At 74.4% G+C, this 12264-nt stretch carries 9 protein-coding genes; all 9 read right to left on the bottom strand.

Annotation, left to right across the window (positions count from 1 at the left end; all coding sequences use genetic code 11):
• Positions 1-150: 150 nt before the first annotated feature.
• The 9 genes from ABD236_RS07495 to ABD236_RS07535 are packed head-to-tail and all read right to left on the bottom strand — an operon-like array spanning position 151 to position 12264.
• Complete coding sequence (locus ABD236_RS07495) at positions 151-3312, bottom strand: amino acid adenylation domain-containing protein (RefSeq protein ID WP_344071542.1); 3162 nt, start codon at positions 3310-3312, stop codon at positions 151-153.
• Positions 3309-4355 carry an alcohol dehydrogenase catalytic domain-containing protein gene (locus ABD236_RS07500; RefSeq protein ID WP_344071543.1) on the bottom strand — a complete coding sequence of 349 codons (1047 nt, stop codon included), beginning with the start codon at positions 4353-4355 and terminating at the stop codon, positions 3309-3311. Before ABD236_RS07500 ends, ABD236_RS07495 begins: the two co-directional genes overlap by 4 nt.
• On the bottom strand, positions 4352-5704 hold the full coding sequence (locus ABD236_RS07505) for a condensation domain-containing protein (RefSeq protein WP_344071545.1): 1353 nt from the start codon (positions 5702-5704) through the stop codon (positions 4352-4354). Before ABD236_RS07505 ends, ABD236_RS07500 begins: the two co-directional genes overlap by 4 nt.
• Positions 5701-6516, bottom strand: a complete 816-nt coding sequence (locus ABD236_RS07510; protein ID WP_344071546.1) for a class I SAM-dependent methyltransferase — start codon at positions 6514-6516, stop codon at positions 5701-5703. The genes ABD236_RS07505 and ABD236_RS07510 overlap by 4 nt, the downstream gene beginning before the upstream one ends.
• 7 nt (positions 6517-6523) lie before the next feature.
• A complete protein-coding gene (locus ABD236_RS07515; protein ID WP_344071547.1) occupies positions 6524-7387 on the bottom strand; it encodes an amidohydrolase family protein in 864 nt (287 codons plus the stop codon).
• Positions 7384-9300: a beta-galactosidase trimerization domain-containing protein gene (locus ABD236_RS07520; protein ID WP_344071548.1), complete on the bottom strand. Its 1917-nt coding sequence runs from the start codon at positions 9298-9300 to the stop codon at positions 7384-7386. Before ABD236_RS07520 ends, ABD236_RS07515 begins: the two co-directional genes overlap by 4 nt.
• Positions 9282-10433 (bottom strand): DegT/DnrJ/EryC1/StrS family aminotransferase, encoded by a 1152-nt coding sequence (locus ABD236_RS07525; RefSeq protein ID WP_344071549.1) that lies wholly within the window; start codon positions 10431-10433, stop codon positions 9282-9284. The genes ABD236_RS07520 and ABD236_RS07525 overlap by 19 nt, the downstream gene beginning before the upstream one ends.
• Positions 10430-11194, bottom strand: a complete 765-nt coding sequence (locus ABD236_RS07530; protein WP_344071550.1) for a nucleotidyltransferase family protein — start codon at positions 11192-11194, stop codon at positions 10430-10432. Before ABD236_RS07530 ends, ABD236_RS07525 begins: the two co-directional genes overlap by 4 nt.
• Positions 11195-11208: 14 nt before the next feature.
• Positions 11209-12264, bottom strand: a complete 1056-nt coding sequence (locus ABD236_RS07535) for a glycosyltransferase family 4 protein (RefSeq protein WP_344072242.1) — start codon at positions 12262-12264, stop codon at positions 11209-11211.

Raw genomic sequence — 12264 nt, forward strand, 5'->3', positions numbered from 1 at the left:
TCGGATGGCGTCTGCGCGGGTCGGCGCCGCCGCCGTTTTGGGGCGGCTGTGCCGTGGAAGGGCCGCACGGGAAGGCGGCGGTCGTCGAGGGAATCTGCGGAAGGCAGCCCGCCGCTAGGGGGCGCGCGCTCTCGTCGCGGTGGCCGTCATCTACACCACCGCTTCCGGCCGGTCCACGGCGGCTTCCAGCAGCGCCCGGAACGCCGCCGTGTGGCTGTGAGCAGTGCTCTCGTCGTAGAGCGCCAGGTCGTAGGCGAGGTCGATGGTGTACCGGCCCTGCCCGTCCTCCTCGACCATGACGGTGACGTCGAACTTGGCGAAGGGCACGGCGACCTCCACCGGCGTCACCGTCAGGCCGTGCAGCCTCGGGGCGGCGGCGGACGCGGCCCCCTGGCAGAACACCATCTGGAACACGGGGTTGTGCCGGGGGTCCCGGGGCGGGCCCAGGTCCGCCACGATGTCCTCGAACGGCACCTCCTGATGGGCCACCGCGCCCAGCACCGTCTCCCGCACCCGCCGCACGAGCTGACGGGCCGTGGTCCCCTCGGGCACCCGCGTGCGCAGCGGGACGGTGTGCGTGAACAGGCCGATCAGGTCGGCGGTGCCGGGCTCGTCCCGGCCCGCCAGCAGCGTCCCCACCACGACGTCCCGGGCGCCGGAGGTTCGGTGGACGAGCGCCTTGAACAGGGCGAGCAACACCATGAACGGCGTGGCGCCCTCCTCGGCGGCCAGCTCCCGCAGGCGCGCGGCGGTGGCGGCCGGGACGGTGAACGGGCAGCTGACCGTGCCCGATCGGGAGGTACGGCGGCCGGCGGGCAGCCGGGTGACAGGCAGCCTGGTGACGGGCGCAGCACCCTCCAACTGCCGTTTCCAGTAGGCGCGCTGCTCGCCGGCACGGGGGGCGGGGCCTCCGTACGACGGGGAGGGCAGCGGCGGCAGCGCCGTGGCCACCCCCGTCACGGCCTCGTCGTGGAAGGCCGCCAGATCACGGAAGAGCACGTCCATCGACCAGCCGTCGAAGACGATGTGGTGCAGGACCAGCACGAGGACGTGTTCGTCGGACGCGAGCCGGAGGAGGTGGGCGCGGATCAGGGGGCCGCGCCGCAGGTCGAAGGGGGCGACCGCCAACTCCCTCAAGAATTCCGTCAGTTCACCCTCACCGTGGCCACTCACATCGCGCCGGGCCACGGGGAACGTCTCCGCGGTGGCGGGCGGCGCGACCCGCTGGAGCGGCTGACCCGCCGTCGTGGCGATGGTGGTACGCAGGGCGGCGTGCCGCCCGACCGTGCGGCGCAGGGCCCGTACGAGGTGGTCGGGGTCGAGCGGGCCGCGCAGCCGCAGAGCCACGGGCTCGTGGTACGCCGCGCTCTTCGGGTCTCTGCGGTGGTGCAGCCACATCCGCCACTGCGCCGACGTCAGCGGGGCGTCCTCGCACGTATCCGCCCCGTCGCGGGGGGCGTGAGCGTGGCCGCGCTGTCGCGAGATCACCTCGGCCATGGCCCGTACGGTCGGCGCGTCGAAGACGGTCCGCTGCCGTACGTCCGCCGTCAGCACCTCGCGCAGCTGGGCCGCCAGCCGGGTGGCGGTCAGGGAGTCGCCGCCCCGGTCGAAGAGGCTGTCGTCGAGCCCGATCCGGGGCACGCCGAGGGCCCAGGCCCAGAGTGCGGCGAGGGCGGCCTCCAGCGGCGTGCGCGGCGCGTCGCCCCGCGAGTCGACGGCGTCCAGGTCCCAGCGCATGGCCCGCAGGGCCCGGCGGTCCACCTTGCCGTGGTGAGTGAGCGGCAGTTCGGGCAGGGCCAGCAGACGGGCGGGGACGAGCGCGGGCGGCAGCGCGGCCCGCAGGTGGGCGCGCAGCCCCGGCTCGTCGGGCTCCTCCTCCCACACCACGCCCGCGCACAGCTGGTCGTCCCCCCGTGGCGTGGTGCGGGCCAGCACGGCGCTTTCGGTGACACCGGGGTACCGGCCGATCGCCGCCTCCACCTCACCCGGCTCGATGCGCAGGCCCCGCAGGGTGATCTGGTGGTCGACGCGCCCCAGGAACTCCAGGTTGCCGTCCGGACGTTGGCGTACGAGGTCACCCGTGCGGTACATCCGCGCGCCGGGGCGCCCGGTGAACGGATCGGGCAAAAAGCGCTCGGCCGTCAGCGCCGGCCGGCCCAGGTAGCCGCGTGCCAGGGTGTCTCCGGCGAGGTACAGCTCGCCGGGTTCGCCCGGGGCGACCGGTCGGCGCCGCGCGTCGAGGATGTGGACGCGGACACCCGGCAGCGGGGTGCCGATGGGCAGGCGCTGCCAGCTCCTCAGCTCGGCCGGGGGCACCTCGGGCTCGTACAGCAGCTGGGACACCGTGCCCTCGGTGGCACCGTACTCGTGCACCAGGCGCACCCCCGTGGCCAGCCAGTCCGCCGCCCGGTCGGGCGCGGCCTGCTCGCTGCCCACCACGAGCAGCCGCAGCGAGGCGGGCGGGCGCAGGGTGCCGTCCCCACTCAGCTCACGCAGCCACTCGTGCCACACGGCCGGGGTGAGCTGGAGGACGGTGACGGCGTGCTTCTCCACGGCGGTGAGCAGCCCCGCGCTGTCGGCGAGGGCGTCGTCGGGGTCGATGACCAGGCACGCTCCGGCGGCCCAGGTCGAGAAGATCTCCTCGGCGGCCACGGAGAAGCCGACGGAGGCGAACTGGAGGACGCGGTCGTCGGGGGCCAGCTCCAGCCGACGGCCGATCTGTACGGCGAGGTTGGCGAGCGGCCCGTGTTCGAGGCCCACGGGTTTGGGCCGGCCGGTGGAGCCGGAGGTGTACGAGATCCATGCGAGGCGGCGTGCGGACGGTGGTCCGGCGACGGCCCCCGTGGCCGGACGCCCGGCCTGCCGCTCACTGGTTGACGGCTCGTCACTTTCCTCGTCCAGGTACAGGACGGTGGCCGTGTGCGCACCCAGGCCCGTCGCCAGTGTGCGTCGGCTCAGGACCAACGGGGCGTCGGCGTCGCGCAGCGCTTGGGCCAGTCGGCCCGGCGGATGGGCGGGGTCCAGCGGGAGGCAGGCGCCGCCCGCCTTGAGCACCGCCAGGAGAGCCACCGCCAGTTCGGGCGAGCGCGTCAGATGTACGCCCACCGGAACCTCGGGGCCCACTCCGCGGTGGCGCAGCCGGTGGGCGAGGCGTTCGGCCCGCAGGTCCAGCTCGGCGTAGCTGAGGCGTTCGGTCCCGCTCAGCACGGCGTCGGCGTCCGGTGTGTGCGCCGCGCGGTCCTCGACGAGGCGGTGGACGGTGCTCATCAGCGGATCCGGGACGGGCGGGGGCGCCGGGAGCCGGGCGGTCACGGGACGAGCACCACCTTGATGGCCTCGCCCGCGTCGAACAGCCGGAAGGCTTCGGGGGCTTCGGTGAGCGGGAGGCGGTGGGTGATGACGAAGGACGGGTCGACGCGGCCCTGTCGGACGAGTTCCATCAGCGGCTCACGGGTGGCGATGGGGTCGCCGACGGCGAACCGCAGGGTCACCTCCTTGGCGAAGGCGATGACCGTCGGCAGCGGCATCGCGGTGGACGCGTGGGCGCCGACCGCGCACACCACGCCGCGCGGCCGTACGATCTCCAGCGCGCTCAGCAGGGCGGCGTCCGTGCCGACCGCCTCCAGCACGGCGTCGGCGCCGCGTCCCCGGGTCAGTTCGCGTACCTGTTCCGAAAGGCCGTCCCCGGGGGCCAGGGCGTGGGCACCGCGTTCGGCGGCCGCTTTGCGGCGGGCGGCGACGGGATCGACGGCCAGGATCCGGGCGGCTCCCAGCAGCCGGGCGGCCTCGGCGGCCAGCAGGCCCACCGCGCCGCACCCGATCACCGCGACGGTGTCTCCGGGCCGCACCTCGCCGCCCAGCGCGCAGGCGTACCCGGTGGCCAGCGCGTCCCCGATGAACAGCGCCCGCTCGTCGCCGACGTCGTCGGGGACCGGGAAGAGGACCACGTCGGCGAACGGGACGCGGACGAGCTCGGCGTGGCCGCCCCCGTACGGGCGCGCGCCCACGACCGTGTCGTAGCCGAACAGCCCCACCTGCTCGCACTGGTAGTGGGCGCCCCGGCGGCACCACCAGCAGCGGCCGCAGGCGATGATGTCCGAGGCCACGACCCGCTGCCCCGGCCGCAGACCGCGCACCTGCGGCCCGACGGCCTCGACGACCCCGGTGAACTCGTGGCCGGTGACGGTGCCCGGGGTGAAGGAGGCGATCTCGCCCCGGTAGGGGTGCAGATCGGTGCCGCAGATCGCGCTGCGGACGACCCGTACGACCGCGTCCTCCGGCGCCTCGACGCGCGGCGGCGGGGCGTCCTCGGTCAGGGCCACCCGGTGGGCGCCGTGCCACTGCAAAGCCCTCATGAGGGGGTCTCCTCGTCGTCGTCGGCGCGGACGGGTCCGGGCGGGCGGGTGGCGTCCGACAGCTCCCGGCGCAGTGCGTCGAGCAGGTGCCGTACCGCGTCGCGGGTGTAGCGGCCCGGGTTGTAGATCATCAGGGCGCGCAGCCCGCCGTCCTCGGTGTAGAAGCCGAGGTCGAGGTCGAAGGGCGAGTACGGGTCGTGGTTGAGCAGCGTGACGTCCAGACCCGGCAGCCGCGGCATGACCTCGGGGGTGGTCTGGAAGGAGACGCACACGTTGACCACCGGCCGCAGCCCGGCCCGGCGCAGGCCCAGCTCCGCCACCAGGCGCTCGAAGGGCAGGTCGCGGTTGAGGTAGGTGGCGAGGAGGGTGTCGCGCACCTGGGGCAGCAGCTCGCGGAAGCCGGTGTTCTCGGCGACCCGGGTGCGGATGGGGAGCATGTTGACGAACAGGCCCACCGTCTTCTCGAACTCGGGACGGCTGCGGAAGCCTCCCCGGGTGCCGACCAGGATGTCGTCGCCCGGCACATGGCGGCGCAGCACCCTGGTGAAGGCCGTCAGCAGCAGCATGTACAGGGTGACGTGTTCGCGGCGGCCCAGGGCGCGCAGCCGGTCGTACAGCGGCTGTGGGAAGGCCGCCCACTCGGTCGCGGACGCGGTGTGCGGTACGGGCGCGGTCGTCCGGGCCAGGGCGAGCTCGGGCAGCGGGGCGACCCCGTCGAGGGCCCGGCGCCAGTGGGCGAGCTGGCGGGTGTGCGCGGGGCTCTCCAGCCAGCGGGCCTGCCAGTCGACGAAGTCCGCGTAGTGGGTGCGGACGGGCTCCAGGGGCGCGTGGGTGCCAAGGACGCGCCGGGTGTAGAGCTGCTCCAGCTCGCGCAGGACGACCATCCACCACGACCAGGCGTCGCACACCAGATGGTGCAGGGTGAGGCGGAAGACGTGTTCGCGCGGGGCGAGCCGGATCAGCGTGACCCGCGCGGGCGGCCCCACGGCGAGGTCGAAGGGCCGGCCCAGCTCGGCGCGCAGCAGCCGCTCGGCCTGTCGCAGGCCCCGGGCCGGGGGCAGATACGCCAGGTCGATCCGGGCCATCGGCACCGTCGCGTCGGCCACGACATGCTGGCGCGGCAACCCGTCCACCACGGTGAAGCGGGTGCGCAGCGCGTCGTGGCGGCGCACCACCTCCTCCACGGCGCCGTGCAGGGCGGGCACGTCCAGCTCGCCCACCAGGCGGAAGGTCAGCGGTTCGGCGTACAGCGTGGTGCCCGCGCGCCGCTCCAGGAACCACATGCCCGACTGGGCGTGGGAGAGCGGCCCGGTGGCGGCGCCCACCGCGGGCCGGGTCGCCGCGGTCACCGCTGCCTCGTGCCGTGCACGAACAGCCAGCGCCGGGGCACGCTGCTCAGTCCCAGGTCGCGGAAGACGGTGTGCAGGGCGGCCGTCAGCGCCCGGGAGCCGAGGTCCACGTCCGTCAGCCCCGTGGCGCCCTCCACGAAGATCGAGTAGCCGCACAGCGCCTGCCAGTCCTCCAGGGTCCAGGCGTAGACGTCCTCCTCGGACCGGACGTCGGCGAAGCCCGCCTCGGCCATGAGGGCTTCGTGGTCGCCCGGGGTCAGCGTCTCCAGCGCGACGGGCGCCTCGCGCTCCAGGACCAGGTCACCGCCGCGGCCGCGCAGCCAGGTACGGGTGGCGTGCAGCCACGCGGCGTAGAAGCGGCGGCTCTCGGGCAGCACGGCGCCCTCGTAGAACAGCGTGTTCAGGGCGAGCCTGCCGCCGGGCGCGAGCAGGTCGTGGCAGCCGCGCAGCACCGAGTGGCGCTCGGCGCGGGGGATCTGGTGCATGACGTTGCTGAGCACCACGGCGTCCACCGGTCCGACGACGGCGCCCACGTCCTGGGCCCGGCCGGTGACGAAGCGGGCCCGGGGGTGGTGGCCCAGGCGCTCCTTGGCCAGGGCCAGTTCGTGGTCGGAGGGGTCGATGCCGACGACGGAGCCGAGCTGCGGGAACCGCTCGAGGAGCAGCTCGGTGGCGAGCCCCGATCCGCAGCCGACGTCGGCGACGACGCTGCCCGGGGCGCACGCGCACAGGTCGACGAGCCGCTGGGTCACGTCCCCGTACAGCGGGCGGCGGGACATGGCGTCGAATTCGTATCCCTGGATGAAGGCCACCGTCTCCTCATTTCTGGGTCAGTCGTGCGGCGGTGCCGCCCATGAGCGCCCGGTGCTCGTCGGGTGTCAGCGGGGCGCTGCCCGACGGCCACGGCGTGGCGTCGGTGGTGAGCCGGGCCATCCGGGCCACGGCTGCGGACATGGTGGCGAAGGGGAAGTCGGTGCCCCACAGCAGACGGTCCAGCACTCCCCGCACGCGGGCGTGGGCGAGCGCGGCGGCGACCGTGGGCGGCGACTGGTAGGTGCCGAAGATCGACAGGTCCGCGTACAGCTGGGGATGGCGGGAGAGCAGGTCGATGCACGGGGTCGTCCACGGGGTGCCCAGGTGCGCCAGGATGAGGCGCAGCTCCGGGAACTCCTTGGCGACCGGCTCGAGGAGCAGGGGGGAGAAGTAGCGGGCGTCGGCGTTCTTCGCGGGGGTGTAGCCGGTGTGGACGAGGACGGGAACGCCCAGCTCCTGGGCGGTCTCGTACACCTCGAACCAGCGGGGGTCGGCCGGGGACATCCGCAGATAGCAGGGGGCCGTCTTCAGCCCGCGCAGGCCCAGTTCGGTCACGGCGTGGCGCAGCTCCTCGGCGGCGCCGGGCCGCCCCGCGTCGACCGAGGCGAAGCCGGTGAACCGCTCGGGGTGGCGGGCGCACAGGTCGGCGACGAACGTGTTCGGCACCGAGAAGCCCTCCACCCGCCGGACGTCGAAGGCGAGCAGGAAGGCGTGGTCCACCCCGGCGGCGTCCATCTCCGCCAGCAGCTTGTCCTCCGGCGCGGACAGCGCCTCGGGGGGCAGCCCGGTGGTGGCCATCATCTGGTCGGCGAACCGGGCGGTGAAGTGGCGGTAGTACTCACCGGCGTGGACATGCGCGTCGATGATCATTTCTCGCCGTCCCGGCCGGGTCCGGCGTCCGTGGCGGGGTGCGGCCCGCTCTGCCAGCGCACGAACGCGACGCCCTTGGGCTCCAGGCTCAGGTGCCGCTCCGCGCGCGGGTCTCCGGACGGCGTCGTGCGGTACACCGTCGTCGTCACGGGCGCGGTGGCGTGGTTGACGACCACTCCGCAGCGTTCGTCGCCGCGCGCCAGGACGGTCGTCTCCACCAGCGGCTCGTCCGCGAACAGCTCGGGCCGTATCCCCTCCTTCTCGCCGATCGCCGCGTACAGCCGGTGCCAGCGCGTCTCCTGGAGCCGGTAGGGCGCGTTCAGCAGGGCCTCCAGCGGCGCGTTGAGGAAGTAGGCGACGCCGCCGCCGCGCTGCTGGCGGGTCAGGGCGGGCGTGCCGTTGGGGTAGCGGGCGAGCGTCTCGGCGATCGTGCTGTCGACCACGGGGACCGGCCCGGCGGGCCAGTGCACCGGGAAGGGCGTGTCGGCCCAGGTGAAGCGATCCTGCTCGGCCGGGTCCTGGGTGAAGTCCCGGACGCGTACGCCGAAGAGCTCCTCCAGACCCGCCGGGCCCAGCAGGTCGCCGGTGGAGTACAGCAGCACCCCGCCCGCGACCGTGTACTCGCCGAGCCGCCGCTGCGCGGCCAGGGGCAGCGGCCGTACGGAGGGGCAGATCACCATCGCGTACCGCTCCAGGTCCTCGGCCCCGATGAACTCGTAGGGCAGATGGGCCTGTTGGAGCAGGCAGTGGGCGTAGAAGGCGGCGGTCTCGGTGTCCGACCCGGACGCCAGATAGCCTCCGTCGTGGTCGCCGGTCCGCTCCGGCAGGAACACGCCCACCTTGGCGGGCAGCGGGCGGAAGCCGGCGAGTTCCCCGGTCACCCGGCGCGCGAAGCCGCGGAAGACGTCCAGGGCGGGCTTCTCGCGGCCGTCCATGTCCAGCAGCCCCACGAAGCGTTCGCCGGGCCGCAGCGCGTACGGCTTGCTCTCCGAGGTGAAGTCCTGCCAGCACCACACGCAGATGCCCACCGCGCCCGCGGCGAAGGCGCTGTGGGCCGCGGCCCGGAGGTAGCGGGCCGCGGTGGCCTCGTCGCAGCCGTAGCTGCCCATCTCGTCGACGAGCACCGGGGCGTGCGCCCGCCCGCGCCGCACCAGATACGGCAGATAGGCGGTGGCCTTGACGGCGGCGGCCGACTCGATGTGGAACGGGGTCCACAGCGGGAAGCCGTGCAGCGCGACCAGGTCCAGCGGACGGGCGTGCTCGGGCCGGAAGGCGTGGTCGCCGAAGACCGCCGAGCCCTCGTTGGCCTGGAGCACCAGCGCGCCCGGGTCCGCCGCCCGGATCGCCGCGGCGAGGCCGTCCCACCACGCCCGCACCTCAGGTGCGTCCAGGGAGTGGGAGGCGGCCGGGTCGACGTGCGGGATCTCGTCGCCGATGTCGTACGCGAGGATGTTGGGCGCGTCGCGCAGCGCGCCCGCGACATGCCGGACGAAGGCGCGCTGGCGCTCCGCCATGTCCGGGTCGCGCCACAGGTCCCGGCCGGCCCGCCACGGCGGGTCGAAGAGCTGCCCGTTCATCCAGATCGTCAGCAGCGAGGGCAGCACCAGCAGGTGGTGCCGGTGCGCCAGGGCGGCCAGCTCCCGCAGCCGGGCGGTCATCCTCGGGTCGTAGCCGCCCTCGGTGGGCTCGAAGTCGGCCCAGAAGGTGAAGATCCGCACGGTGTTGAAGCCGAGCGCGGCCATCCTGGCGAAGTCGGCGTCCAGGACCGCCGGGTCCCAGTCCCGCCACATGTCGCAACCCGCGCGCGAGGGGAAGTAGTTGACGCCGACGCAGAAGAACGGGCGTCCGTCGCGGTGCGGCACCCCGTCGACGAGAGAGGTGCCCCGGGCGGTGCTCACGGCTGGTGCGGCCATGTCCGGCTCACCGCCTCGGCCACATGGCGCACGTCCTGGAGCGTGGTCGCGGCGTGCAGCGGCAGCGACAGCTGGCGGGCGGCGACGCTCTCGGTGACCGGGAGGCTGCCGGGGCGCGTGCCGAAGCGTTCGCGGTAGGCGGTGAACAGATGGGTGGGCGGGTAGTGCACCCCGCTCTGGACACCGGCCGCCCGCAGCCCCGCCTGGAGGCCCTCCCGGTCGAGCCCCTCGGGCAGGACGACCGGGAACAGGTGGTGCGCGCCCTCCTCCACCGGGCGGTCGGCGAAGGGCACTTCCAGGCCGGGCAGCCCCGACAGCAGCGTGCGATAGGCCCGCACCGCCTCCTGGCGCAGCACCCGGCGCTCGGCCAGGGCCTCCAGCTGGACGCGCCCGAGGGCGCAGGCGATCTCGGTGGGGCGGTAGTTGAGGCCGAACCCGTCCACGTCGTACGCCGAGGGCCCGCCGCGGTGGCGCTGCTCGGCGCCCACGGTCAGCGCGTGCGAGCGCAGCGCCCTGATCCGGGCGCGCACCGCGGGGTCGCGGGCGACGACGGCACCGCCCTCCCCCATGGCGAGGTTCTTGGTGGCGAAGAAGCTGTAGCAGCCGATGTCGCCGACCGTGCCCAGGACGCCGTACGCGGTCTTGGTGGCCGGGGCGTGCGCGGCGTCCTCGATGAGGGCCAGGCCGTGCCGCCGGGCTAGCTCGGTCAGGGCCGGCAGGTCGGCCGCGTGGCCGCCGTAGTGGACGGCCACCACGGCCCGGGTACGGGCAGTGATCCGGGCGGCCACGTCCGCCGGGTCCACACCCAGGTCATGGGCGCCGCTCACCTCGGCGAACACCGGGGTGGCCCCGCACAGGGCGATGACGGCGGCGGCCGAGACGAAGCTCAGCGACGGCAGGACGACCTCGTCACCGGGGCCGATGCCCAGGGCCAGGACGGCCAGGTGCAACGCGGCGGTCCCGCTGCTGACCGCGACCGCGTCCTCGACTCCCAGGGCGGCCGCGTAGCGCTCCTCGAAGTCCTGGGTCACCCGGCCCACGGACAGCCAGTTCGCGCGCAGCACCTCGGCGACGGCGTGCGCCTCGGCGGCGCCGGTGCTCGGGGCGTACAGGGGGATCTTCCAGTCGGTCATCCGCGCACCGCCTCCTCCGCGGAGTTCGTGCCGCCGCCGGGGCCGTGCTGTTCGAAGGCGCCCAGATAGCGCGCCCGGTCGGCGCGGAGCGCGGCGTCGGCGGCCGCGAGCTGTTCGGGGGTGCCGATGTCGTGCCAGGCGGCGTCGAGGACATGGCCCTCGACGCGCTCGCCCCGGGCGGCGGCGTCCTTGAGCAGCGCCGGCATGTCGTAGCGGGTACGCCGGGGCAGCAGGCGCAGCACCGAGGGCTCCAGGACGTAGATGCCGCTGCTGGCCAGGAAGCTCATCCTCGGTTTCTCCCGGAAGCCGGCCACCCGGTTCTCGCCGTCCAGTTCCACCACGCCGTGGGCGAGGTCGACATGGCGCGGCACCAGGGCGATCGTCGCCGCCGCCTCGGACTTCTTGTGCCGCCTGAACAGGTCGGCGAAGTCGATGTCGGTGAGCAGGTCCGCGTTCATCACCAGGGTGGAGTCCTCCAGCGGCGCGAGCAGGCCCAGCGGTCCGGCGGTGCCCAGTGGTTCGTGCTCCAGTGAGAAGCGCAGGTCGAGACCCGCCCAGTGGGGGCCGTCGAAGCTGGCCTCGATCAGTTGGGCGCGGTAGCCCAGCGAGAGCGTGACCTGGGTGAATCCGGCGCTCTGGAGCTGCCGCAGGATGAGGTGCAGGATCGGGGTGCCGTCGACCTCGATGAGGGGTTTGGGGACGGTGAAGGTGGCGGGCCTCAGGCGCCGCCCCTCGCCGCCGGCCAGTACGACTGCTTTCACGGGACTGCCTCCGCTCAACTCCGGGCCGGGACCAGTTCGGTGTAGACGCGGTGCACCTGCGCGGCGACCGCGTCCCAGGTGAGCTCGCGGCGCGCCCGCTGCCGGCCCTCGCGCCCCATCCGCGCCCGCTCGGCCGGGTCGGCGAGCAGGCGGCTCACCGCGTCCGCGACCGGCCGGGCGGCGGGGGCCACGATCAGCCCGTCCCGGCCGTCGGCGATCACTTCCGCGCTGCCCATGAAGGCGGAGCCGATCACCGGCTTGCCGCACATCCACGCCTCCACGAAGACCAGCGGGAAGACGTCGGCCGTCGAGGGCAGACAGAGCAGGTCGCAGGCGGCGAGGGCGCTGTGTTTGGTGTCCTCGTCCACCCGGTCCAGCTCGGTGATCCGGGGATCGGCGTGCGCGGCGAACCGCTCCGCGCAGTCCGCGTCCCAGCGCGGGCCGAGGAAGACGAAGTGCGCCTCGGGGTGGCGGGCCCATACGTGCCGCGTCGCGTCCAGGAGCACCCGGTACCCCTTGGAGCGCATCTTGCGGCCGAGGAAGAGCACCACGGGCCCGGTGATGCCGTGCGCGGCACGGAACCCCTCCGGGTCGGCGGTGCCCGGCAGATGGGCGCCCTGGCCGATCCGGTGCAGCACGGAGTCGGCCACGCCCTCGGCGAGCAGCATCTCGCGCTCCGCGTCGGTCAGGACGAACACGGCGTCCGCCCGGCGGCAGCCCTCCACCACGGCCGCGCGGTCGGGCCACACCTCCGGCGCCGAGGCCGTGGTCACGGCGAACGGCACGCCCCAGGACCGCGCCAGGCGCAGCCCGGCCCGGATGTTCTCGGGCTGGAAGGCGTCCACGGCGTGCACCAGGTCGGCCGCGCGCTCCTCGCCGTCGCGGACCGGCAGCGGGTCGACGCCGATGCCCTCGGCCTTCATCAGCCGCGCGTCCTCCGGGTCCCCCTCACTTCCGTACAGGCCCACGTCAAGGCCTCGGCGGCGCATGGCCACGGCCAGGGACCGGGCCATCAGCTCGGCGCCCGCCCGCGCGGGGAAGTACCCCTGGTGCACATAGCGCACCCGCAT

Origin of the sequence: Streptomyces crystallinus, assembly GCF_039521265.1 — a bacterium.
Lineage (GTDB): Bacteria > Actinomycetota > Actinomycetes > Streptomycetales > Streptomycetaceae > Streptomyces > Streptomyces crystallinus.

What these genes read in the sequence shown, in the direction of transcription:
- ABD236_RS07520 (WP_344071548.1), bottom strand. Translation starts at nt 9,300, where the DNA reads ATGGCCGCACCAGCCGTGAGCACCGCCCGGGGCACCTCTCTCGTCGAC.
- ABD236_RS07535 (WP_344072242.1), bottom strand. Translation starts at nt 12,264, where the DNA reads ATGCGGGTGCGCTATGTGCACCAGGGGTACTTCCCCGCGCGGGCGGGC.
- ABD236_RS07500 (WP_344071543.1), bottom strand. Translation starts at nt 4,355, where the DNA reads ATGAGGGCTTTGCAGTGGCACGGCGCCCACCGGGTGGCCCTGACCGAG.
- ABD236_RS07525 (WP_344071549.1), bottom strand. Translation starts at nt 10,433, where the DNA reads ATGACCGACTGGAAGATCCCCCTGTACGCCCCGAGCACCGGCGCCGCC.
- ABD236_RS07515 (WP_344071547.1), bottom strand. Translation starts at nt 7,387, where the DNA reads ATGATCATCGACGCGCATGTCCACGCCGGTGAGTACTACCGCCACTTC.